Annotated in this window: 19 protein-coding genes and 1 pseudogene; 14 read left to right on the forward strand and 6 right to left on the reverse strand. The window is 59.6% G+C overall.

Going from position 1 to position 23,209, the window contains the following annotated elements:
- The first annotated feature begins 33 nt into the window (after positions 1-33).
- On the forward strand, positions 34-2,451 hold the full coding sequence (gene gyrB / locus ACN0RJ_RS00960) for a DNA topoisomerase (ATP-hydrolyzing) subunit B (protein ID WP_417723141.1): 2,418 nt from the start codon (positions 34-36) through the stop codon (positions 2,449-2,451).
- Between the two features lie 246 nt (positions 2,452-2,697).
- Here gyrB and ACN0RJ_RS00965 read toward each other — a convergent pair.
- From ACN0RJ_RS00965 to ACN0RJ_RS00990, 6 genes are all read right to left on the reverse strand, one after another.
- Positions 2,698-3,851 (reverse strand): IS3 family transposase gene (locus ACN0RJ_RS00965; protein WP_417723142.1). Its coding sequence is split into 2 segments (ribosomal slippage): positions 2,698-3,599 and positions 3,599-3,851, totalling 1,155 coding nucleotides; the frame shifts between segments, so codons are not numbered across the junction.
- 94 nt (positions 3,852-3,945) lie between these two features.
- Positions 3,946-4,350, reverse strand: coding sequence for a flagellar biosynthesis repressor FlbT (gene flbT, locus ACN0RJ_RS00970; protein WP_417718810.1), 405 nt, complete (start codon positions 4,348-4,350; stop codon positions 3,946-3,948).
- Complete coding sequence (flaF, locus tag ACN0RJ_RS00975) at positions 4,347-4,724, reverse strand: flagellar biosynthesis regulator FlaF (protein WP_417718809.1); 378 nt, start codon at positions 4,722-4,724, stop codon at positions 4,347-4,349. Before flaF ends, flbT begins: the two co-directional genes overlap by 4 nt.
- A gap of 83 nt (positions 4,725-4,807) precedes the next feature.
- Positions 4,808-6,103: a flagellin gene (locus ACN0RJ_RS00980; protein ID WP_417723143.1), complete on the reverse strand. Its 1,296-nt coding sequence runs from the start codon at positions 6,101-6,103 to the stop codon at positions 4,808-4,810.
- A 209-nt stretch (positions 6,104-6,312) separates the two neighbouring features.
- Positions 6,313-6,672: a flagellar protein FlgN gene (locus ACN0RJ_RS00985; RefSeq protein WP_417723144.1), complete on the reverse strand. Its 360-nt coding sequence runs from the start codon at positions 6,670-6,672 to the stop codon at positions 6,313-6,315.
- On the reverse strand, positions 6,659-6,931 hold the full coding sequence (locus ACN0RJ_RS00990; protein ID WP_417723145.1) for a rod-binding protein: 273 nt from the start codon (positions 6,929-6,931) through the stop codon (positions 6,659-6,661). Before ACN0RJ_RS00990 ends, ACN0RJ_RS00985 begins: the two co-directional genes overlap by 14 nt.
- A 108-nt stretch (positions 6,932-7,039) precedes the next feature.
- Here ACN0RJ_RS00990 and ACN0RJ_RS00995 point away from each other — a divergent pair, with 108 nt between their 5' ends.
- The 13 genes and pseudogenes from ACN0RJ_RS00995 to ACN0RJ_RS01055 all read left to right on the forward strand — a co-directional run bounded on the left by ACN0RJ_RS00995 (position 7,040) and on the right by ACN0RJ_RS01055 (position 23,153).
- Positions 7,040-10,594 (forward strand): flagellar hook-length control protein FliK, encoded by a 3,555-nt coding sequence (locus ACN0RJ_RS00995; protein ID WP_417723402.1) that lies wholly within the window; start codon positions 7,040-7,042, stop codon positions 10,592-10,594.
- A gap of 11 nt (positions 10,595-10,605) precedes the next feature.
- Entirely contained in the window at positions 10,606-11,289 is a 684-nt protein-coding gene (locus ACN0RJ_RS01000) for a flagellar hook capping FlgD N-terminal domain-containing protein (protein ID WP_417718805.1), read from the forward strand.
- Between the two features lie 136 nt (positions 11,290-11,425).
- A pseudogene (locus tag ACN0RJ_RS01005) lies at positions 11,426-12,357 on the forward strand (IS5 family transposase).
- A gap of 581 nt (positions 12,358-12,938) precedes the next feature.
- On the forward strand, positions 12,939-13,940 hold the full coding sequence (dctP, locus tag ACN0RJ_RS01010) for a TRAP transporter substrate-binding protein DctP (protein WP_417723146.1): 1,002 nt from the start codon (positions 12,939-12,941) through the stop codon (positions 13,938-13,940).
- A gap of 212 nt (positions 13,941-14,152) precedes the next feature.
- Positions 14,153-14,662, forward strand: a complete 510-nt coding sequence (locus ACN0RJ_RS01015; protein ID WP_417723147.1) for a TRAP transporter small permease — start codon at positions 14,153-14,155, stop codon at positions 14,660-14,662.
- On the forward strand, positions 14,659-15,954 hold the full coding sequence (locus tag ACN0RJ_RS01020) for a TRAP transporter large permease (RefSeq protein ID WP_417718802.1): 1,296 nt from the start codon (positions 14,659-14,661) through the stop codon (positions 15,952-15,954). Before ACN0RJ_RS01015 ends, ACN0RJ_RS01020 begins: the two co-directional genes overlap by 4 nt.
- A gap of 22 nt (positions 15,955-15,976) precedes the next feature.
- Positions 15,977-16,810, forward strand: coding sequence for a shikimate dehydrogenase family protein (locus ACN0RJ_RS01025; RefSeq protein ID WP_417723148.1), 834 nt, complete (start codon positions 15,977-15,979; stop codon positions 16,808-16,810).
- The gene (locus ACN0RJ_RS01030; protein WP_417723149.1) at positions 16,807-17,655 is read left to right on the forward strand and encodes an amidohydrolase family protein; all 849 of its coding nucleotides are present in this window, start codon (positions 16,807-16,809) and stop codon (positions 17,653-17,655) included. The genes ACN0RJ_RS01025 and ACN0RJ_RS01030 overlap by 4 nt, the downstream gene beginning before the upstream one ends.
- A 409-nt stretch (positions 17,656-18,064) precedes the next feature.
- Positions 18,065-19,279 carry a mandelate racemase/muconate lactonizing enzyme family protein gene (locus ACN0RJ_RS01035; protein ID WP_417723150.1) on the forward strand — a complete coding sequence of 405 codons (1,215 nt, stop codon included), beginning with the start codon at positions 18,065-18,067 and terminating at the stop codon, positions 19,277-19,279.
- On the forward strand, positions 19,279-20,046 hold the full coding sequence (locus tag ACN0RJ_RS01040) for an SDR family oxidoreductase (protein WP_417723151.1): 768 nt from the start codon (positions 19,279-19,281) through the stop codon (positions 20,044-20,046). The genes ACN0RJ_RS01035 and ACN0RJ_RS01040 overlap by 1 nt, the downstream gene beginning before the upstream one ends.
- Before the next feature lie 74 nt (positions 20,047-20,120).
- Positions 20,121-21,137, forward strand: coding sequence for a TRAP transporter substrate-binding protein (locus tag ACN0RJ_RS01045; RefSeq protein WP_417718797.1), 1,017 nt, complete (start codon positions 20,121-20,123; stop codon positions 21,135-21,137).
- An 85-nt stretch (positions 21,138-21,222) separates the two neighbouring features.
- Positions 21,223-21,840 carry a TRAP transporter small permease subunit gene (locus ACN0RJ_RS01050; protein WP_417723152.1) on the forward strand — a complete coding sequence of 206 codons (618 nt, stop codon included), beginning with the start codon at positions 21,223-21,225 and terminating at the stop codon, positions 21,838-21,840.
- Entirely contained in the window at positions 21,837-23,153 is a 1,317-nt protein-coding gene (locus tag ACN0RJ_RS01055) for a TRAP transporter large permease (protein ID WP_417718795.1), read from the forward strand. Before ACN0RJ_RS01050 ends, ACN0RJ_RS01055 begins: the two co-directional genes overlap by 4 nt.
- The last annotated feature ends 56 nt before the right edge of the window (positions 23,154-23,209 follow it).

Raw genomic sequence — 23,209 nt, forward strand, 5'->3', positions numbered from 1 at the left:
ATAAAAACCACAAAAATCAAGAAGGATTTCGGAATGGCCGAAGCTACAGGCGCACCTGAAGAATACGGCGCTGATTCCATCAAGGTTCTCAAAGGCTTGGAGGCGGTTCGCAAGCGCCCCGGCATGTATATCGGCGACACCGATGACGGCTCCGGCCTGCACCACATGGTGTACGAAGTCGTGGACAACGGCATCGACGAGGCACTGGCCGGTCATGCCGACGCCGTGAACGTCAAGATCCATGCCGACAACAGCGTCTCGGTGCGCGACAACGGCCGCGGCATCCCCGTCGACATGCACACCGAAGAAGGCGTTTCCGCGGCCGAAGTCATCATGACCCAGCTACACGCGGGCGGGAAATTCGATCAGAATTCCTACAAGGTCTCCGGCGGTCTGCACGGCGTCGGAGTCTCGGTCGTGAACGCGCTGTCGGTCTGGCTGGAATTGCGCATCTGGCGCAACGGCAAGGAGCACTACGCCCGTTTCGAGCATGGAAACACGGTCGAGCATCTGCGCGTCGTGGGCGATGCCGTGGGCGAAAAGGGGACCGAAGTGCGGTTCCTCGCCTCCACCGGGACCTTTTCCAACCTCGACTACAGCTTCGAGACCCTGGAGAAGCGCCTGCGCGAGCTGGCCTTCCTGAATTCCGGCGTGCGGATCATCCTGGAGGACGAGCGCCCCGCGGAACCGCTGCGCTCGGAGCTGCACTACGATGGCGGCGTCCGGGAGTTCGTGAAATATCTCGACCGCTCCAAGCATTCGGTGATGCCGGAACCGATCTACATGACCGGGGAGCGGGACGGCATCGGCGTCGAGGTGGCGATGTGGTGGAACGACAGCTACCACGAGAACGTCCTGCCCTTCACCAACAACATCCCGCAGCGGGACGGCGGCACCCATATGGCCGGATTCCGGGGCGCGCTGACGCGGACCCTGACCCGCTACGCCACCGACAGCGGCATCGCCAAGCGCGAGAAGGTCACCTTCACCGGAGACGACGCCCGCGAGGGTCTGACCTGCGTTCTGTCGGTCAAGGTGCCCGATCCGAAGTTCTCATCCCAGACCAAGGACAAGCTCGTTTCGTCCGAGGTGAGGCCTGCGGTCGAGAACCTCGTGAACGAGAAGCTGACCGAATGGTTCGAGGAGCACCCGGGCGAAGCCAAGATCATCGTCGGCAAGATCGTGGAGGCCGCGCTTGCGCGCGAAGCCGCCCGCAAGGCCCGCGAACTGACCCGGCGCAAGACCGCGATGGATGTGAATTACCTGGCCGGCAAGCTCAAGGATTGTTCCGAGAAGGATCCGTCCAAGACCGAACTGTTCCTGGTCGAGGGGGACTCCGCCGGAGGTTCGGCCCAAACCGGCCGCGATCGCGGCACCCAGGCTGTTCTCCCGCTTCGGGGAAAGATTCTCAACGTGGAACGGGCGCGCTTCGACCGCATGCTCGGCAGCCAGGAGATCGGCAACCTCGTGATGGCGCTCGGCACCGGCATCGGCCGGGACGAGTTCAACATCTCCAAGCTGCGCTACCACAAGATCGTCATCATGACCGACGCCGACGTCGACGGCGCCCATATCCGAACGCTGCTTCTGACCTTCTTCTACCGGCAGATGCCGCAGCTCATCGAAGGGGGCTTCCTCTACATCGCACAGCCGCCGCTGTTCAAGGTGACCCGCGGCAAGTCCGAAGTCTACGTGAAGGACCAGACGGCGCTGGACGACTACCTGATCCAGCAGGGCACCGACGGGGCGCAGCTTGCGCTCGGCAACGGTGAAGTCATCACCGGCCAGGATCTGGTACGGGTGATCGAAGAGGCTCGGCAGCTCAAGCGCGTGCTCGATGCCTTCCCGACCCACTATCCCCGCCATATCCTCGAACAGGCGGCGATTGCCGGGGCTTTCACTCCGGGGGCCGTCGACCAGGATCTGCAGGGCGTGGCCGACAAGGTCGCGACCCGCCTCGATCTGATCGCCGTGGAATATGAAAAGGGCTGGCAGGGCCGCATCACCCAGGATCGCGGCATGCGTCTGGCGCGGATCCTGCGCGGCGTGGAAGAGGTCCGCACCCTTGACGGTCCGATGCTCCGCTCCGGCGAGGCGCGCAAGACCGGCAGTTTCACGAAGGCGCTGCAGGCGATCTACGAAACGCCGGTCGTCCTGGAACGCAAGGACCGGCGCCAGGCGGTGCACGGGCCACTCGGACTGCTCGCCGCGGTCCTCGAAGAGGGCGAGAAAGGCCTCGCGCTGCAACGCTACAAGGGTCTGGGAGAGATGAACCCCGGCCAGCTCTGGGAAACCACGCTGGACCCGGACGCGAGAACCCTGCTTCAGGTGCGCATCGACGACATGGCCGAAGCGGACGACCTCTTCACCAAACTGATGGGAGACGTGGTCGAACCGCGCCGGGAATTCATCCAGCAGAACGCGCTAAGTGTCGAAAATCTGGACTTTTGAGGGGCTGTAGGTGCGCGCAAAGTTTTTCGCGTGCCGCGGTCGGGATGTGACCGCGCTTTATATATTTTTCAAGTGGTTAGCGCGAAATCCAGACCTTCGCGGTTTTTTGGACTGCTTCGCGCAGGGCACGTAAGTTAGCCTCTGAAAAACGAACGAGCTTTGCGTTTCTGTCTCGGTTGATGCGCATTGCCCATCAACCGAGCCAGCTGAGCTACTCCCCATCTCTTGGACAGGATCTGGCGTAAATTAAGCTACTCGTTGCACCTGCTGATCGGGTTGGTTGATATCATTTCTCTGCCAGTAGACCAGCGCCGGGGGCTGGCCGCCCAAGGCTGAATGCGGGCGCTGGTGGTTGTAGAAGGTCATCCATTTCCGGATCGCCGCTTTCGTCTCCGATCCGGTCTCCCAGGCATGCAGGTAAACGCACTCGTATTTCAGGGTGCGCCACAGCCTCTCGATGAAGATATTGTCGAGGAAACGGCCCTTCCCATCCATCGATATGCGCACGCTGGACCGGCGGAGCCGATCCGTCCAGGCAAAGGACGTGAACTGGGATCCCTGATCCGTATTCATTATCTCTGGCGGGCCGAACTTGTGGATGGCCTCGTTCAGCGCCTCGACACAGAAGTCGGCCTCCAGCGTGTTCGAGATCCGCCAGGACAGGACCTTGCGGGTATGCCAGTCCATGATCGCCACGAGGTATAGGAACCCGCGCCGCATGGGCAGGTAGGTGATATCCGAGCACCAGACCTGGTTCGGGCGTTCCACCCGTAGACCTCTGAGCAGGTAGGGATAGGTCTTGTGGCCCTTCGTCGGCCTGCTCGTGTTGGGCTTCTGGTAAATCGGCACTAGCCCCATCAGGCGCATCAGCCGCCGGATGCGCTTCTCGTTCACTAGGTGGCCGTCGTTGCGCAGGTGCCAGGTCATTTGCCGGACACCGAAGAACGGCGTCTCCAAGAACTGCTCGTCGATCCGCCGCATCAGGCCGAGGTTCTGTTCGGTCTCGCCCTTGGGCGTGTAGTAGAAAGACGAACGCGCGATCGACAGCAACTTGCACTGCTGGCCGATCGACAGATCCAGGTGGTCAGGCTCGATCATGCCGCGCCTCACTTCCCGCCCCAGGGCTTCAGCTTTCGTTCCAAAAAAGAGTTGGCCACCGCCAGCTCCCCGATCTTGGCGTGGAGCTCCTTCACCTGCTCCTCGTCAATCTCCGGCTTCTTGCGGCCCCCGCGTTCGAACACACCGGAGGCGCCTTCGAGCAGGGCTCGCTTCCATTGATGGATCATCGTCGGATGCACCCCGAACCGGCTTGCCAGTTCGGCAGCCGTCTCCTCGCCTTTCAGGGCTTCCAGCGCGACCTTCGCCTTGAACTCAGGCGCGTGCTGCTTCCGTTTCGACATCTCTGATCTCCTTCTCGTCGAAGATCAGCAGACTGCAAATCGTAGCTTATGTCAGTGTCCGAATTTCGGGGGGTAGCTCAGTTCAGAGCGCCAGCTATTGCCTCGTTGCAGCAAACAGGCGATCTTCTCGTGGAATGAGTGAACGGAGTGCCTTCAAGCTTTGATAGTATTGTCCATCCAGCACTGCATCAGTGGCACTGGTAAGTAGCTTGCGGCTGTCTGGATCTGTCAGGATACGACTGAGCTCTTCGATGTTGCGCAAGAGTTGTGGGCGTGCATCTTCGGGCACCACGTCGCCAGTGAGGATCAGTTGGGCAGCGTAGCAAATTCTTCGTACTGGCGTGCGCGCTTCTTCGGGATGGATGGCGTCCCTCAACCTTAGAATATGTGCATTCGGCGTCACGATCGACAACCGGCTGCGCCGGTCTCCATTCTCGATGACAGCACCGTTTATCAGTACCCGCTCTCGAGGGCCGAGTTTGAGAACCAGTCCACTCATCTTTCCGATCTCCTTCCGCTCAATCCTCGCAGAATTGCGGCATTCACTTCCAGAATTGGCGCAAGGCGTGCCTTCCGTGCCAGCACCTTTCCGGTCTGAACCTGAATGAATTCAGAAAGATAGAAGATCTGCGCGCGCAGTTCACTCGGAAGCTGGTTGTTCTTGTCGGCAACGTCGACAGCCAATGTCGTCCACAGCCGACGATTATCGTACAGGGCTTGAACTAGTTGAGGATACGCAGTCGGGCCGGCCTCCGCCGCAGATTTGATGCGGTAGGTGATCTTGGCGATCATGTCGTATTCGATCGCGCGATCTGTACGCGTGCTTGCTGCGGATTGTGAGTAGGCTTTTTGAGCCATCGTTTGGGCGTTCACGGCAGAACCTTCTGACTCTGTGGGATTTACGTTCAGGTCTCAAAGCCCGGAGGCCGGGGTTGCCGGCCTCCGGAAAATCCGCTTCAGCGGAAGAGCGACAGAAGCGACTGCGGGGCCTGGTTCGCAATAGAGAGCGCTTGGACACCCAACTGCTGCTGAACCTGAAGCGCCTGCAGTCGAGCCGATGCTTCTTCCATATCTGCATCCACGAGGGTGCCGATGCCGGACTTGAGTGAGTCGGTCAGGCTGGAGATGAAGTTGGTCTGCGTTTCAATCCGGCCCTGAACGGAACCGAAATTCGATGCCGAATCGATGGCAGTCTGGATCAGACCCTCAATCTCGGTGAGCGCGCTGTCGACACCCGATTGCGTAGTGACGTCGATTTCGGACAGTGCTTCGAGGCGACCACCGACGGTGTTACCGGTGGCAGCATAGGTATCACCACGCACTGTGACGTTGTTGCCGGTTGTCGTGGAGCCGGTGACGGTAACCGCGCCAGTCGACGAATTGAACGCCATGGAAAGTTCGGAGGAGTCGATTCCGTTGGCTTCCAAGTGCTTGGTCAGATCGGCGTTGAGGCCGTCGAAAACATCCTGTGCGGTGTCGCCGTCACGAGCTACGTACATGATTTCCGACGGCTTGCCGGTCGACGATGACGTATTCGCGTCTGCCAGTCCTGCGGCACCGGCAGACAACGTGATCGTATAGCCGACGCCTGCGGCGACTTCGGTCGGAACGATGGTGAAGGTCGTGGTCGGAGCGGTACCAGCGCCGGTGAGAACGACTGCCGTGCCGGCTGCCGCGCCGGACATTTGCGTACCGCCGGTGGCTTGTGCCGTCCCGGTAATGGCGGAAGCTGCTGTACCGAGATCCTGCTTGCCGACGCTGATGTCACTGGCAGTGACGCCGGTGCCGGAGCGGTCAAGAGATGCAAGGACATTGATGCTGCCGGTTCCTGCCGTCTTGTCCGTGTTGGAAAGCAGATTGAGGCCGTTGAATTGCGCAGCTCCGACAACAGCCGAGATCTGGTCACGAAGAGCGTTGATATCCGTTTGTATCTTGGCGCGATCCACGTTCTCTTCTTGGGCCGCGACGACCTTGCCCTTGATGTCGGTCAGAAGCTCCGTCACCGTTTCGGACGCGGAACGCGCGACGGAAACGGTGGACTGACCGAGGTTGAGGCTGTCCGAGATGCCCTTGAAGCCCTTCACGTCGGCTTCCATGACCTTGGAAATCGCCCAGACGGCCGCGTTGTCCTTTGCACTTGCCACCGATTTGCCTGTGGAAATCTCGCTCTGCGTCGTGGCGAGATTGGAGTTGATCGACTTGAGAGTCTGAAGCGCCACCATGGCGCCATTGTTCGTCAGGATGCTAGACATCGTTCTTTTCGTCCTTACATTCATGCAGCGCTTTGCGCCGGATTTGAATTGCCGCCACGCGGCTTTCTTGAACGTCTTTCTGACGAATGCAGGTCAGGCGTCCCACCCGCTGCGCCATCCTCTGGGGATGCGTGGCACACCATGCACTTGGGATCCTAACGGAGTCCTAACTCGAGCGATTGCGGTGCCACGCATTTTAAGGAAAGCCATCAGGCCTTCTTCTCGAGGCGCCTTTCCTGAAGCTCGGCGATGACTTCTCGACGACCTTGCGCATCATATACATTCATGGAGCGCCGAATCTCGCGCAAGATGCCCAGGCGATCCGCGACATTCCGAATTCCGGCGAGAGCCTGATCAAACAGCTCCTGATTGCGCTTCAGCTTGGCCTGGACCGGCTGAAGACCGTCCCCAGAGTCGGCATTCTGGTTCGCCAACTGTCCGACCAACACCGACTTTTCCTCGAGCAAGATTCCGATCGTCTTGAGGTCACCCACAAGCAGGGCCTGACGTTCAAGATCAAGCAAATTACTCAGCGCTTCCGAAACCGCAGCAGAATTATCCTTGGTCATCGCTTCTCTCCTTCAATGCTCTATAGATGGCTTCGGCCAAACCGATCCCGCCGTTCTCAGCCAATGACCGCGCATGTTCCTCACGCAAGAAGGATGAGAACCGCTCCTCCCCGAGCCCACCCCCGAACGCATCCCTGCTCTCACCAAAGCCGGCGGACTTCAGCATTTCGGCAAGAAAAGTAGCCTCGAGGCGAACTGCAGACGCTCGCAATCGATCGGGGCTTCCGGCTACTACGGGCGATCGTTGTGAAATTTCCATCGTTTACTCCAATTCGACTCATCTCCTGTCTTCTAGATCCAACGCGGTAAAGAAGTAGTAACGATGTTGCGGATACATACTCCGAACGGAAGAATTCCCGGAGTGACCATGCTGAACCAACTATCCGGCGGCGCGATAGGCCCCCTGCAGATCCGAAACGGAGCCAAGGCATTGGAACCGGACGGACAAGCAGACTTCCAAACCATCCTCAGCGCACTCAAGAATGGAACAAGTTCGCACCCTGGCCCACAAAAGGGACCCACGTCTGCATTTGATGAATCAGAGTCTGTTCGCATTCCACCTCAACAGAAGCGAACTGACGAAAAAGTAGGTGCCAAAACTGAAACGTGCGAAACCGTGCAGAATTGCGAAACTGACAGGGAGCAACCCGAGGAAATAACTATCGACAGAGATATTTCCGATGAATCAATTCATTCGAGCGAAGTACTGGCGCACACACCGAAAATATCATACAATAGAGGAGAATTTCAAAACACCCTAGGATATCAAGATCTTATATTAAACCACTGTGGCGGACACAGTAGAAGCCAAAATACTCCACAAGAACTTAGTGGCGAAAGCAAAGAGAAGGCGATAGACGAAAAGGTTTGCGCCACGGAAATATTGGCAAATGCCAAATTGATCGGCGAAACTCAACCTATCTCAAATCAAGCGGATGCAAGCTTCAGAGGAGCGAAATACCTCTCAGCGGAAACCTTCGGCATTTCAGAATGCACTCCACTCTGGAAAAAAGATGCAATAGAAAGTGATGTACCGCCATCAAATCGATGGTCGAGAACAGATGGAGCACCTTCCAAAGGTTTATCAGAAATTTCAAAAAATGTGCTCCCTGGAAGCCTCACTACCGCTATTATGCGCGAAACGAAAGAAACGTCTCATTTAATGAATGAGCTGAAGAGCGGTGTTATGCAGATATTACAGAACTTTCACAACACAGATACGAAGGAAATAGCTCAATCGACGCTGTCAAGACTGCAGACACAGAGCCTAGATGTAGCGCCGGCCAATAGGAAACTAATAGGTAATGGACTGAAATTAACTAAACCTGATAGTGAGAACAAAATTGCGCTCAAACAAAGCCGGGCCGATGGGATAGATTCCGAACGACATACCGGCGTCTACGAAAAAATTGCAGACTCCAAAATGTATACTCCACTTGCAGTGAAAGTGAAGAGTGCGGCCGAACATTCACGACTGATAATAGATGCAAAGCCCGGTGCGACTATTGATCCACACCACCTTTCTAGAGATGAGCTGAATTCAGAAAGCAGAGATACCACCGAAGGTTCGAAGTATAGGTCAAATATAAAGAGATCGGTTAGTCTACATCACAACAGGTTATTGACTTTCCAAAGCGCTCCGAGAGATGAACGCCACGACAGACCGAGGAATTCTATAGAGAGCTCCTTTGAAAGGCGGATGAATAGTAAGGAAGAATGGAGAAACTATTTCAAGCCGACGATCAGTGCCAAGAATTCCGAGCCAAGCAACTACGTCAGACCTCAGAGTATATGGCAGAGTGCCGAAGTTAAGGATGCCAACTTGGAATTATTGAAGCCACCAAGGACAGTTGCACCCTACAAACCGAACTCTGTGACTAAATGGTCAGTTGGCCAAACCTCTGACCGAAAAGCGGATCTTGGAAATTTGCCTATCAATCTTCTTTCGGAGTTTACTCTCACCCAGAGGGGGCGGAATAAAGTCTCCACTCAAATGGCTAGCAATTCGAGGATAGAATTGGCTCCCCGCTTGCAATACACTGCTGGCAATCAACACACTCAAGTTTCTGAGGAGAGTTCCGAAGCATGTCCTTCGAAGCCTATGGGTACTGAAAGATTTTCTCAACGCACAAGTCGCGTAAATTTAGGTTATTTGCCGAGTGTAAATGGGCGGCGTGAGCAGTCTGTCCTTTCTTGGGAAGGTTCACGGAATTACTCACGGAAGGTAAAATATAATCCCCTTGTCTCTGGTCCGGTTGCGCAAAAGGTGATAAACGGAGTGCTTGCAATCTATCGCAGCCATCGGGAGGAGCCTCGTCCCGCTAAATCCGAAATTGCCGATGAATTTGTGATGTCCGGCGGATTGACCGCGATTAACGAAATTGAGCGTGACAGTAGCAGAACGGCACCTAACTGGGTTGTTCAACCCAAAACTGACCCAAACCGACATATTTTCTCTACAGGTGTAATTGCAGAGTTTTCGCAAGGGTATGTTACCGATTACACTCATCGGGAACGCGAAAATTTGCCCGGAATGGAAAAACCGCAGTTCGATCTTTATTATATGTCAACTGAAAATATACGCCCTCACAAGATATCGACAGCTGGGGCAGCTCCATTTAATGGAAATTTGGATCAAAAACAGCACTATGGCGAAGTCCTCATCATAGGTCTAAATGAGGAAGTTTCGGACCCCCAGCATAAGGAAAATTTCAACTCACAAGCGCATTTTTCTAATACCGATGGCGTAGGATCAATTTCTAATCCCTCGAATATGTCGATCAAATTGACGTCGATTTCTGCATCCCTACGATTTCATCAAACCCAGCAGCTCACACATATAGATCCATCATTTGGGAGAGCCGTCGAACTTCGAATCTCGACTATTGGAAACTTAATCGGACAAGCCACTTCACCGTCAATGCACTATCCGTATTTAGAAACTTCGCGTACTGATACTGCGGGCTCAAAAACCCTGTCCATAAATATCCTTCCCAATACGACCTCATCATTGCAACCTACACCGGCAAAGCCACCTGAAGTCGGGTGTGGAGTAGAACTTTATGTTCCTCGGAAGTCCTATGTCATTAAGTCATCGACAAGTGCTCTATATGGACACATACAAGATGAAGGTGTTGATGAAATGTCGTCAGAGAGCCTATCCTCAGGAAAGTCCGGCACAGCTTCCAGAGGGCTTGTTCCGTTGCTAGCAGATATCCTCACCCTGCCTCAAAAGGACAAACTACTGGCCCTGGTTAACCTTTGGTCACTAGCTATCAACCCTCCAGAATATGAAGGTCTTTCAAATGCATTGTCACCATTTTCGGAGGTGAATAGTTCGCATGAATATTCACCTACGAATGTTCTCCCAGGTCCGCCTGTGCCTTATTCATCACCGTCAACTATGACACCTGAGTTCGTAGAGTCAGGATCCCAACCTCCCATGTGCTCCGATTTCTCGGATCCTGTACTGGCTGTTCTCAGTCGGGTAGATGTTCAAAGTTTGGTGCGTATTCCAATCGGCGCTGATATCCATTCGAATGTTCGGCCCTCAATTTCTTCAGAAAAATCTCGAACATTCTCTTCCGAGCTGGAGGTTGACCTTAAGCCCGTGGAACTTGGCCGAGTTCGATTTACTTTATCGCAGAGTGACGGGGGATTGATGGTAGCGATTTCGGCCGATAGGCCGGAAACTATCGACATGTTCAAACGGAACATTATTCAGCTTTCCAGCTACCTATCTGAGATGGGATATGAGTCTTCCAGCTTCAGTTTTTCCGAAGGAGAATACAAACAGGGGGCTTCGGAGATGGATCAATCTGCACTCGTTGACGTAGACGCCGACGAGGTACATCTAGAACCGAATTCGCATGTAAACGGGCGCAACGAAATCGCTGCTGATGGGTTGGATCTTCGCCTTTGAAAGGAACCGTGATGACCGAAATTTCGACGTTTTCAAAACCTCTTCCCTCCAGGGAGGCTTTCTCCTCAAAAGCGGCTTTGGCAAGTGGAGACGGCGTTCTCAGTTCAGACTTCGAGACCTTCCTCAGAATGCTCACCACTCAGATGCAGAACCAGGATCCGTTGAATCCGGTTGACGCTACGGACTATGCGACACAACTGGCGACTTTCTCTTCGGTCGAACAACAAGTTCTGACCAATGACCTCTTGGCACAGCTTTCAACGCAGTTGGTTGGAAGTGCGTTTCAGCAGATGGCGTCATGGGTAGGAATGGAGGCGTTGTCCAGAGCACCTGTTGAATTTGGCGGTACTGCCATCGAGATCAGGCCCGACGTGGCGTCGTCAGCGGATAGCGCCCGTATCGTCGTGCGCAATGAGAGTGGCGATGAAATATATTCCCAGCAACTCGACATTATGGATCCATTCTATTCCTGGGACGGAGCGACCAACTCTGGTGACCCTGCGCCTTCCGGCATCTATAATTTCGAGATCGAGAGTTACGATGATGGTGAACTTTTGGCGACTCATACTGCGCTTGCCTACAATCGAATTGTCGAAGTAAGAGGAGAGTCAGGTTTTGTTTATCTTACTCTTTCGGACGGATCCCTGATCGAAGCGTCGACTGTGACAGGGTTGAGAAACCCATCGGATGGGTAGTGTCATTCTATTTGTGTTCGCTGGCGCTTGATTTCGAAGCTGGGTGTCACTGAAATGTTCCGGGCAATTGTTTCAGGGAGATCTATCATTGATGGCGACCTTGTTGCACAATTCGACTGAGGGATTCACTTTGTGAATCCAGAATGATAGCTGGAGGGCATGGGCATCTGGGCACTGGTCGGCTTACAATGAAGCGTTGAAGCGGCGTGGATCAGTGTCGATCAGGTTTGATCAAGAGATGGCGTGGCGACCACCACCGAGCGGCAAGCCTGACCGACAACCGAACTTCAGCGACGCGGCGATCCAGACTTGTCTGACTATGAAGATGTTGTTCGGCATGCCGTTGCGGTAAACGACGGGGTTCGTGCAAAGCCTGCTGAAGCTAGTTGGCTTGGACTGGACGGTGCCGGACTTCACTACCCTGTGCCGCCGCCAACGAACGCTGTATGTGAGCATCCCCTATCGTGGCGGCGCGGGTCCGCTGAACCTGCTCATCGACAGCACCGGCATCAAGGCCGAAGGTGAAGGCGAGTGGAACGCCCGCAAGCACGGTGGCTCCAAACGCCGCATCTGGCGCAAGATACATATCGGCATCGACAATGAAACGTTGGAGGTCCGGGCCGGCGAGAGCACAGGCAGCCACATTGGTGACGCGCCTACGTTGCCTGAAGAGCTGGACCAAATGCCGCCTGATCAGGAGATTGGTCGCGTTACCGCCGACGGCGCTTATACACCCGTAAGTGCCACGAACCAATTGCCGCTCGAAACGCCACCGCTGTCATACCGCCTCGTAAAAACGCCAAGCCATGGAAGCCGACGAGCCTGGGCACCGTCGCGCACAACGGCGCTCCAAGGACCTCAAGGTACCGGGGCCGCGCAAACTGGCGACGATGGAGCGGTTATCACCGCCGGAGCCGTGTCGAGTCCAAGATGTACTGCATCAAACTGCTTGGTCATCCATTGATGGCTCGAGACTTCGATCGCCAGATCGCGGAACTGCAAGTCGGCATCGCCGTACTGAACGGCTACACCGCTCCTGGCATACCCGCCACTGTGCGCGTAGAGTAAATCTGCCCGGGGAAAGGGGAACTGCGCTCAGCCCCCGATTTCTGCAACTAGGCCCACCTGGGATGAAATCGTCTTCAGTATCGTCGTTACCGCCGCGCTGTTAGGTCGGGGCGTGGGTCAGAGCGTTCCTCATCCAGTCAATGTGGCACCTGTGGCGAGTGGCGTCGAAGACCCTGCGCGCGGCCGTCCGCTGATCCTTGTTGTCTTCCATTGCCCGGCAGGCGATTTGGCTCGGCCAAATCTTCCGTGAGGGGGAATCACCACCGGTGACATCGCTCAACGGATCAGTTCGGAGCAGCGCCTCACCATGAAGACTCTGACGCTGAACAGGTCATTTCCCGCCGTGTATCGGAGCAGAGAGGTTGGCCAATCGGCCAGCCCCCACTGACGCCGGAACGCAACGGGTGATGGTTGTAGCGCGACCGCGGACCGCCTCCGCAGGCTCCCGTTAAGCGCAGGAAATCCATCACCTTTCGGAAAATCGGTGTTTCTTCCAGTAGCGCTTCCGGCATCTCGGGGATAAGGTCGGTGTGGACCGAGAGGGAACATTTCGGACCACATGCCGATATAGGGAGGATTACATGACCATTTCTTTGACCCGCCGGGTCCTGCTCGGGGCGAGCGCGTCGCTGGCCCTTCTGGGAACCAGTGCCATGGCGCAGGACAAGATCCAGCTGCGTCTATCGAGCGTGAGCTCGGAGACCGACCAGCGTTCGGTCGCGATGACCGAGGTGTTCGGGCCGGCAGTTTCGGACTTTGCCTCGTTCGAGCCGCACTGGAACGGGACGCTCTTCGGTCAGGGCACGGAGCTCGAGGCGATCGCGTCCGGGGATCTCGAGATGTCGATCACCTCGGCGCAGGAACTCGCGACGTTCTTTCCGGAATGGTCGATCTTTGCCGCCGGCTACGTTCTTCAGGATGCCGAGCACCAGGTCGCGGTCTTCAATGACGCGCTGATGGATCCGTTCAAGAAGACCGTCGAGGACGAGCTGGGCGTGCGGCTCCTGGCGCCGATGTACCTCGGCCGCCGCCAGGTGAACCTGCGTCAGAGCCGTGCGGAGCTTGACGTAAAGACGCCGGACGACCTGAGCGGCGTGAACCTGCGGATGCCCGGGTCGGACGCATGGCAGTTCCTCGGCCGCGCCCTGGGCGCCAACCCGACGCCGATGGCCTTCACCGAAGTCTATACCGCGCTTCAGACCGGGGCCGTCGATGGCCAGGACAACCCCCTGCCGACCGTCGTGGACGCCAAGTTCTACGAGGTCACCAAGCAGATCGCCCTGACCTCGCACCTGGTGGACTGGAACTTCATCGCGCTGTCCTCCGAGGTTTACAACAGCATGACCCCCGAGCAGCAGGAAGCGGTGACCGCCGCTGCCGTCGCCGCCGCGGACAGCGGTCGTGCTGCCCAGCTCGCCAAGGAAGAGGAACTGGTCGCCTTCCTTCAGGACAAGGGGCTCGACGTCTACGAACCCGACGTCGCCGCCTTCCGCAGCCACGTTCAGGAGGCCTACCTCGGCAGCGAATTCGCCGCGAGCTGGCCCGAGGGCACGCTCGAAGCGATCAACGCGCTCGGCAAGTAACCCGGACCTCCGGTGCGGCGCGATTCGCGTCGCACCGGGATCGGACCGGCCGTCCGGTACGATACCGCAACGTGAACAACGGACCGGGAATGGCGACTCCGGGCGGCTTCCGCCGGAAGCGATCGACACTCCCGGAGGCACAGGGGGACTAGGGCATGACAGGTCCGGTAAAGGCTTTCAGGATTCTGACGGAAGGGATCGCGGCCGCGATGATGGCAGCGATCTTCTGCACCTTCATCCTGCAGATCGTGGTCCGCTACGCGGTCGGATCGGAGTGGTTCGTCGCGACCTTCGGCAATACCATCGACGCCTCCTACTTCGGCTGGACCGTCGAATTCATCCTGGTGCTCTGGCTGTGGACGATCTTCTGGGGCAATGCCTTCGTGGTGCAGGACCGCGACCACGTCACCTTCGACATTCTCTACAACGGCGCCTCCCGGCAGGTCCGGACCGTCTTCGCGATCCTCGGCGCCGTGATCATCGTGGTCGCCCTGTGGTCCTCGATCGGGCCGACCTATGACCGGATGAAGCTGCTGCGGATCAAGTCCTCGGCCACGCTCCCGATCAAGATGCTGCCCATCTATTCGATCTATTTCGTGTTCCTCGGGGCGGTCGGGCTGCGCTATCTCTGGCGCGCCGTCGAAACGGTGCGGCACGGGGCCGACCGCGAACTCCATGTCCTGCCCGTGGAAGAAGCCGTTCACCAGGAGGACAAGGCATGAGCGTCGAACTCGCGATCATGGTCGGCTCGCTGTTCTTCCTCGCGGGGATCGGCGTGCCCATCGCCTATGCGATCATCGTGGCCTCGATGGCCTACATGGTGGCCGCCGGGTCGTCCATCGGTCTGGTGGGCAAGACGCTGGTCGACGGCATCTACCAGAGCTTCCTTTTGCTGGCCGTGCCGTTGTTCATCGTCGCGGCGAACATCATGAATGCCGGCTCGATCTCGGACCGGCTGCTGACGTTCTGCGTGGCGACGGTCGGCCGGTTCAAGGGCGGGCTCGGCCATGTCAACGTCATGGCATCGCTGATCTTTTCCGGCATGTCCGGGTCTGCCGTTGCGGATGCGGCGGGGATCGGAAAGATCATCATCGACATGATGCGCAAGGACGGGCGGTTTCCGGCCGGCTATGCCGCCGCGATCACCGCGGCCTCGGCCACCATCGGTCCGATCATTCCGCCGTCGATCCCGATGGTGCTGTACGCGCTGATTTCCAACGCCTCCATCGGAGCGCTGTTCCTGGGCGGCATCCTGCCCGGGCTGCTCATGGGCGGGGTGCTCATGGCGATGAACTGGTGGATCTCCCACCGCCGCGGCTTTGCCACGGAGGAACCGGTGGCCCTGCGCGACCTGCCCCGCGTCACCGGCCGCGCCTTCCCGGCGCTGCTGATGCCGGCGATCCTGCTCTACGGTATCTACGGCGGCGTCACGACCCCGACCGAAGCCGCCGCCGTCGCCGCCGCCTATGCGCTGCTGCTGTCGGTGTTCTTCTACCGCTCGTTGAAGCTGCGCACGCTCTACGACATCCTGGTGGAAAGCGCGCGTTCCTCGGCCGCGGTCGGCATCGTCATCGGAGGCGCGCTGATCCTGAACTACATCGTCGCCTCCGAGAACATCCCCTCGGCGCTGGCGGCCTACCTGGTGGACGTGAATGTCTCGCCCATAGTGTTCCTGCTGGCGGTGAACGTGCTGATCCTGGCGCTCGGCTGCCTGCTCGACGCGACGACGATCATCCTGGTGATCGTGCCGCTGTTCATCCCGACCTGCAACCTGCTCGGAATCGACCTCGTGCATTTCGGCGTGGTCATCGTCGTGAACTGCATGATCGGCCTCATCACGCCGCCCTACGGCATCCTGCTCTTCGTCATCAACGCGGTTACCGGCATTTCCCTGCGCGAGATCATCTCCGAGATCCTGCCCTTCCTGCTGGTCCTGGTCGGGGCATTGCTGGCGATGATCTTCTTCCCCTCAATCGTCCTCTTCCTCCCGAGACTGCTCGGATACGAGGGATGACCCCCATCGGAAAGGTGGATCCATGATTTCCGGCAAGACCAAGCTCATCGCGCATCTCGGCTACCCGACCCATTCCTTCAAGGCGCCGATGATCTACAACCCCTGGTTCGAAAAGTCGGGAATCGACGCCGTCGTGATGCCGATGGGTTGCATGGCCGAGGATTACGCCACCTTCCTGCGGCTCGTGTTCCGGCTGTCGAATATCCACGGGGCGCTGGTGACCATGCCGCACAAGGTCACGACCATGGCGCTGCTCGACGAGGCCGCGACCACCGCCCGCGTCGCCGGTTCGTGCAACGCCGTCCGGCTCGACCCGGAGGGCCGGTTGATCGGGGACATGTTCGACGGAGAAGGCTTTGTCCGCGGCGCCATGCGCAAGGGGCAGGTACTGGCCGGTGCGAAGGTGCTTGTCGTCGGCTCGGGCGGGGTCGGGTCGGCCATCGCGGCCTCGCTCGCCAAGGCGGGGGTGGCCGAACTGGCCGTCTTCGACAGCCACACCCCTATGATGGAGGCGCTGGCGGACCGCCTGCGCAGTCACTATCCCGAACTGATCGTCACGACCGGCTCCAAGGATCCGGCCGGCTTCGACGTGGTGGTCAACGCCACGCCGCTCGGCATGAAGGACGACGATCCCCTGCCGATGGACGTGGACCGGATCGACCCCGGAACCTTTGTCGGCGAGGTGGTGATGAGCCGCGAAATCACGCCGTTTCTTGCCGCTGCCGGCGAGAAGGGCTGCGCCTTTCAGGTCGGGACCGACATGCTCTTCGAGCAGATTCCGGCCTATCTCGAATTCTTCGGCTTTCCGACCACGACGCCCGAAGAGCTGCGCGCCGTGGCGAGGATCTCGTATTGAGTCTGGTCGGGAACGCCCTGTTCCGGGACATGCCGAAGGTCGATTGCCATTGTCATGTCTTCGACCCTGCGGGCTTTCCCTACGTGGCGCATTCGCCCTACCATCCGGCGGGGGCCGAGATCGGGACCGCCGACCAGATCGGCCATGTCTTTGCGGCGCACGGGATCGGACACGCCCTGCTGGTCCAGCCCAACTCCGGCTACATGGAGGACAACCGCTGCATGCTGGCGGCCATCGCCGCAAGTGGCGGGCGCTACCGTGGTGTGGCGGTCGTTCCGCATGACATCTCGATCGAGGCGCTGGCGGATCTGAAGGCGCAGGGCATCGTCGGCGTGGCCTTCAACCTGCCCTTCTTTCCGCGCGGTCACTACGCCGGAACCGAGGCGCTGCTGGAAAAGCTCCACGCGCTGGGGATGATCCTGCAGGTCCAGGTCGAGGGCGACATGCTGCTCGACATCCTCCCGATGCTCACCGCGTCGCCGGTGCAACTGGTCTTCGACCACTGCGGGCGCCCGCTTCCGGGACGCGGTCCGGATCAGCCGGGGTTCCGCGAACTGCTCGACCTCGGCAGAACGGGACGGGCCGCGGTGAAGCTCTCCGGGCTCATCAAGTGTTCGGAACAGGCGTTTCCCTTTGCCGATGCCCATGTCCTTGTCGCGGCGCTGCTGGAGGCTTTCGGCCCCGATGCCTGCGTCTGGGGCTCCGACTGGCCCTTCCTGCGCGCCCGTGAACGGCTGGACTACGGCCCCCTCCTGAACCTCTTCGCGCATCTCGTTCCCGAACCCGACACGCAACGCGCGATCCTCTGGAACACGCCCCGCCGCCTGTTCGGGTTCGGCGACTGAGCCACAGTCCCGCGGCGCTGGGGCGTTTTTCGAATCATTTCGTCCGGATTTTCGATGAGGCCGCCCGTTCCGGCGCGGTCCCTGCACCGGCTTTGCCAGGATCCCGCATCGCGCCGCGTCCGAAGCACATGGCGGGACCGGCGGCACACGCATCTGATTATGCTCGTATTTCAGATATTGTAAGATAGGTTTAGCAAATTTAGTAAGTCCAGAATCAACAAAAATGTTGCAATATGGCAAAACCTCTGTTTCTTCTGGCTGCCGGAACAGGGTCCGTGTCGGTCACGACAAGGGCGGGGAGGTGGAGTGGATCCCGGAAACGGAGGTCCGGCCGTTGCAGATGCGACGGGAGCGCCGAGCCGAACTTCGCCGCGTGCGGACCACCGAACGCAAGAGGAACGGCCCAGCCATGAAGATCACCGCCCTGAAAACCTACCGTGTGGAGGAGTTCGCCAACGTCCTCTGGGTGCATGTGGAAACCGACGAAGGCATCACCGGGCTGGGCGAGACCTTTTACGGCGCCGAGGCGGTCGAAGCGCATATCCACAATACGCTGGCCGTGCGGCTCGTCGGGCAGAACCCGCTCAACATCGAAGCACTGCACAAGGAAATGGTGTCGCTGCCCAATGCCCAGGCCTCGACCGGGGTGGAATACCGGGCCGCGTCCGCCGTCGACATCGCGCTTTGGGATCTGTTCGGCAAGGTCTGCAACCAGCCGGTGCATACCATGCTGGGCGGGCAGAGCTGGGACAGGATCCGCGTCTACAATACCTGCGCCGGCACCCGCTACGTGCGCACCAACAAGATCAAGCCGGTCGACACCTGGAACCTCGGCGCGAAGAATGACGAGCCGCCCTCGCCCTACGAAGACCTTGACGGTTTCATGACCCGCGCCGGGGAGCTGGCCGAGGATCTGCTCGACAAGGGCATCACCGCGATGAAGATCTGGCCGTTCGATCCTGCCGGGATCGAGAACAAGGGCATGTTCATCACCGCCGAGCAGATGAAGACCGCGATCAAACCCTTCGAGCTGATCCGCAAGGCGGTCGGCGACAAGATGGAGATCATGGTCGAACTGCACAGCCTGTGGAACCTGCCCGTGGCCAAGGATATCGCCCGCGCGCTGGAGCCCTACACCCCGCGCTGGTTCGAGGATCCGATCCGCATGAACAACGCGCAGGCGCTGGCGGAATTCGCCCGTTCGACCCATGTCTGGACCTGTGCCTCCGAAACGCTGGGCTCGCGCTTTGCCTACAAGGAGTACATGGACCGCGACGCGGCGCATGTGGTCATGGCAGACCTGTGCTGGACCGGCGGGCTGACCGAGGGGCGCAAGATCGCCGCGATGGCCGACACCTACCACCGCCCCTTTGCGCCGCATGACTGCATCGGCCCGGTGGGCTTTGCCGCCGCGATCCACATGAGCTTCAGCCAGCCCAACACGCTGATCCAGGAGTCGGTACGCGCCTTCTACAAGGGCTGGTATCGCGAACTGGTCACCGAGGTGCCGCGCATCGAGGGCGGCTATGTCTACCCGATGGAAGGCCCCGGCCTCGGCACCGAACTCGTCCCGCAATTCTTTGAACGCGCGGATCTGACCGTGCGCGTGTCGGAGGCCGGTTGATGTCCCTGAAATTGTTCGATCTGACCGGAAAAACCGCCCTGATCACCGGATCGTCGCGCGGGCTGGGCCGGGCCTTTGCCGAGGGGTTGGCCGGGGCCGGGGCCCGCGTGATCCTGAACGGCGTCTCCGCCGAGCGGCTGGAAACGGCGGCCGAGGAGATGCGCGCCGAGGGTTTCGACGTGCTGACCGCCGCCTTCGACGTGGCGGACGAGACCGCGATCAAGGCGGCCTTCGACCGGCTTGATGCCGAAGGCGTTGCGGTCGACATCCTGATCAACAACGCCGGCATCCAGTTTCGCAAGCCCATGCTCGACCTCGACACCGCCGATTGGCGCCGGGTGCTGGACATCAACCTCACCGCCTCCTTCGTGGTGGGGCGCGAAGCCGCCAGACGCATGGCCGCCCGCGGTCATGGCAAGATCATCAACATCGGCTCTCTGACCTCGGAACTCGCCCGCGCCACGGTCGCGCCCTACACGGTCGCCAAGGGCGGCATCAAGATGCTGACCAAGGCGATGGCCGCCGAGTGGGGAGAAAAAGGCATTCAAGCCAATTCCATAGGCCCCGGCTACATGGTCACCGACATGAACGAGGCGCTGATCAGCAATCCCGAATTCGACGGATGGGTCAAGGCGCGCACCCCGATGCGCCGCTGGGGCCTGCCCGAGGAACTGGCGGGAACGGCGATCTACCTCGCGTCCGACGCGTCCAACTATGTCTCGGGCCAGATCATCTATGCCGACGGCGGCATGATTTCGGTGCTCTGACACCGGGAACCGTCTCACCGAACCAACCGCCGCGCCCTGACCGGCGCGGAATGTCACTCAAGGGAGGATACACCATGACATTCAAGGCACTACTCATCTCGGTCGCGAGCCTCGGCCTCACGACCCTTGCCGCGCAGGCACAGGATTACAGCTTCCGGTTCCAGTCGTCGGACCCCGCGGGCAACCCGAACTTCGAATTCCAGCAGCAGTGGACGCAGACGGTCAACGAAATGACCGGGGGCCGCGTGGCGATCGAGCTTCTGCCGGTCGGCTCCATCGTCGACTACAAGGAAACGCAGGAGGCCGTCGCCGCCGGTCTCATCGACGGGCACATCACCGACACCTCCTATTTCGCGGGCAAGGATCCGGCCTACGGCCTGATCGCAAACCCCGTGGGCGCCTACGGCTCGCCTGCCGAGATGATCGACTTCGTGGAAAACGGCGGTGGTGCCGAGCTGATGAACGAGCTCAACAATCCGCGCGGGCTGGAGTTCATCGGAGTTTCCACGCCCGGCCTCGAAGCCTTCGTGTCCAAGGTGCCGCTGGACGGGGTCGACGACCTCAAGGGCATCAAGGTGCGCAACCCCGAGGGTCTGATCGCCAACGTCTTCGCCGCCGCAGGCGCTGCGCCGGTGAACCTGCCCGCGTCCGAGGTCTATACCTCGCTCGACAAGGGCGTGATCGACGCGGCCGACTATTCGGTGTTCTCGGTCAACCAGGACGTCGGCATGAACGAGATCGCGCCGCATCCGGTCTATCCCGGCTTCCACTCGCTGCCGCTGATCGAAGTGTCGATGAACAAGACTACGTGGGACGGCCTGCCCGAAGACCTCCAGGCCAACCTCAAGGACTCGATCAAGGTGTTCCAGAAGAACCAGATCGAAACCCTGATGGCCCGCGATCTCGAAGCGGTCGAAGCGGCCAAGGCCACCGGCGACATCACCGTTCACGACTGGTCGGCCGAAGAGCGCGCCAAGTTCCGGGGCATTGCCCGGGGTGAATGGCAGAAGGTCGCCGAGCGTTCGGAGATGGCGCAAAAGGTCTACGACACGCTGACCGCCTACCTCCGCGACAAGGGGCTGATGGAGTAAGCCCCGCAAGTCGCAACGATGTTGCCGGGCCACCCTGTTGGCCCGGCTTCCGTTTCCCGCTCAGTCCAATATTGGGAGCTTCCCGATGACCGAACCCGTTCCGACCGCCGCCGACGACGCGCTCGCCGCCGCGCTGCATGGCGAGGAAAAGAGCGCCATTCCCGAAGCCGGTCTGCTCGGCCGCTGGATCGACGCCGGTGGCTACGTATTCGCGGCGGCCATCGGGCTGTCCGCGCTGATCCTCCTGTCCGAGGTCTTTCTGCGCTACGTGCTGAACGCGCCGACGATCTGGGCGCACGAGACCACGACCTTTCTCTGCGGTGTCAGCTTTCTATACGGCGGTCTGTTCTGCGCCTCGCGCGACAGCCACATCCGCGTTGTGCTGATCTATGATCTGCTGCCGCCACGTGGCCGTCAGGCGATGGACGTGGTGATTTCGGCCGCCTCCGCGCTGGCCGCCGCCTTCTTTGCCTATGCCGCGTGGCTGATGGTGGAAAAGTCGCTCTGGTCCCCCACCGGCGGTTTCCAGATGGAGCGGTCCGGCTCGGCCTGGAACCCGCCGACCCCGGCTCTGGTCAAGACCTTCCTGCTTGGCATGCTGCTGTTGCTGACGCTGCAATTCATCGTCCTGACCTTCAATCATGCCCGCCGGTCGGGGGGCCATACGCCCACCCGCAGCGCGGATGACGGAGCGCCCGAATGACCGCCCTTGTCGATCTTGCCGCGCTGGGAATCGGCCCGGCCACGCTGATGATGTTCGGCCTGATGGTCGTCCTGCTCCTTACCGGAATGCCGCTGGCCTTCGTCACGCTGCTGGTGGCGCTTGTCTTTGCCCTGGTGGGCTACGGCCCCGTCGCGGTGCCGCTCATCACCTCGCGGATCTACACCTTCGTCGAAAGCTTCGTCTTCGTCTCGGTCCCGATGTTCGTGCTGATGGCGGCGCTTCTGGACCGCTCCGGAATTGCCCGCGACCTGTTCGACGCGATGAAACTGGTGGGTGGTCGCATCCGGGGCGGGGTGGCCGTGCAGACCATCTTCGTCTCGGTCATCCTCGCCGCCATGTCGGGGATCATCGGCGGAGAGATCGTTCTGCTCGGCCTGATCGCCCTGCCCCAGATGCTGCGCCAGGGCTATGACCGCAAGCTCGCCATCGGCGTCGTCTGCGCGGGCGGCTCGCTCGGCACCATGGTTCCGCCGTCGATCGTGCTCATCATCTACGGGCTGACCGCGAATGTCTCGATCGGCGATCTGTTCACCGCCGCGTTCGTGCCGGGCTTCATGCTGGCCGGGTTCTACGTGATCTACATCCTCGTTCTCGCCTACACCTCGGACAACATCGCGCCGGCTCCGGACCCCGAACCGATCGCGCGGGCCGAAAAGATACGCCTTCTGAAAGGTTTGATCCTTCCGGTCATGGTCGTGATCTTCGTGCTCGGCTCGATCTACGCCGGTATCGCCAGCGTCACCGAAGCCTCGGCCATCGGGGTGGGCGGTGTGGTGATCTCGATCCTGATCCGGCGCGAGTTCTCCTGGCGGATGATGCGCGACGCCACGATGCAGACGCTGGCCACGGTGGGCATGATCGTCTGGATCGGCATCGGCGCGACGGCTCTGGTGGGGGTCTACAACCTGATGGGCGGCATCCGGTTCATCTCGGCGCTGATGACCGGGATTTCCGACAACCCGACGGTGATCGTGCTGGTGATGATGGCGGTGCTTTTCGTGCTGGGGGCCTTCCTAGACTGGGTCGGGATCGCGCTGCTCACCATGCCGATCTTCGTTCCCATCGTGAAGCAGCTCGGCCTCGATCCGGTGTGGTTCGGCGTTCTCTTCTGCATGAACATGCAGGTGAGCTTCCTGTCGCCCCCCTTCGGCCCCGCCGCCTTCTACCTGAAATCCGTCGCACCGCCGGACATATCCCTCGGCGACATCTTCCGCTCGCTGCTGCCGTTCATCGCGCTGCAACTGCTCGCGGTCGGGCTGCTGGTCGCCTTCCCCGCGATCGCGATCTACTGAGCCTCCGCTGTCCCGTGCCGCCGCGACGCGGTGCGGGACAGTGCAGAATCCGGTCC

The organism is Salipiger sp. (genome assembly GCF_048261495.1).
Taxonomy (GTDB): domain Bacteria; phylum Pseudomonadota; class Alphaproteobacteria; order Rhodobacterales; family Rhodobacteraceae; genus Salipiger.

Excerpts from the sequence above, each read along its gene's own strand:
- dctP (WP_417723146.1), top strand. The coding sequence starts at position 12,939 with ATGACCATTTCTTTGACCCGCCGGGTCCTGCTCGGGGCGAGCGCGTCG.
- ACN0RJ_RS01035 (WP_417723150.1), top strand. The coding sequence starts at position 18,065 with ATGAAGATCACCGCCCTGAAAACCTACCGTGTGGAGGAGTTCGCCAAC.
- ACN0RJ_RS01040 (WP_417723151.1), top strand. The coding sequence starts at position 19,279 with ATGTCCCTGAAATTGTTCGATCTGACCGGAAAAACCGCCCTGATCACC.
- ACN0RJ_RS00985 (WP_417723144.1), bottom strand. The coding sequence starts at position 6,672 with ATGACCAAGGATAATTCTGCTGCGGTTTCGGAAGCGCTGAGTAATTTG.
- ACN0RJ_RS00980 (WP_417723143.1), bottom strand. The coding sequence starts at position 6,103 with ATGTCTAGCATCCTGACGAACAATGGCGCCATGGTGGCGCTTCAGACT.
- ACN0RJ_RS01025 (WP_417723148.1), top strand. The coding sequence starts at position 15,977 with ATGATTTCCGGCAAGACCAAGCTCATCGCGCATCTCGGCTACCCGACC.
- ACN0RJ_RS01055 (WP_417718795.1), top strand. The coding sequence starts at position 21,837 with ATGACCGCCCTTGTCGATCTTGCCGCGCTGGGAATCGGCCCGGCCACG.
- ACN0RJ_RS01000 (WP_417718805.1), top strand. The coding sequence starts at position 10,606 with ATGACCGAAATTTCGACGTTTTCAAAACCTCTTCCCTCCAGGGAGGCT.
- ACN0RJ_RS01050 (WP_417723152.1), top strand. The coding sequence starts at position 21,223 with ATGACCGAACCCGTTCCGACCGCCGCCGACGACGCGCTCGCCGCCGCG.
- flbT (WP_417718810.1), bottom strand. The coding sequence starts at position 4,350 with ATGAGTGGACTGGTTCTCAAACTCGGCCCTCGAGAGCGGGTACTGATA.
- ACN0RJ_RS01020 (WP_417718802.1), top strand. The coding sequence starts at position 14,659 with ATGAGCGTCGAACTCGCGATCATGGTCGGCTCGCTGTTCTTCCTCGCG.
- ACN0RJ_RS00995 (WP_417723402.1), top strand. The coding sequence starts at position 7,040 with ATGCTGAACCAACTATCCGGCGGCGCGATAGGCCCCCTGCAGATCCGA.
- ACN0RJ_RS00990 (WP_417723145.1), bottom strand. The coding sequence starts at position 6,931 with ATGGAAATTTCACAACGATCGCCCGTAGTAGCCGGAAGCCCCGATCGA.
- gyrB (WP_417723141.1), top strand. The coding sequence starts at position 34 with ATGGCCGAAGCTACAGGCGCACCTGAAGAATACGGCGCTGATTCCATC.
- ACN0RJ_RS01015 (WP_417723147.1), top strand. The coding sequence starts at position 14,153 with ATGGCAGCGATCTTCTGCACCTTCATCCTGCAGATCGTGGTCCGCTAC.
- ACN0RJ_RS01045 (WP_417718797.1), top strand. The coding sequence starts at position 20,121 with ATGACATTCAAGGCACTACTCATCTCGGTCGCGAGCCTCGGCCTCACG.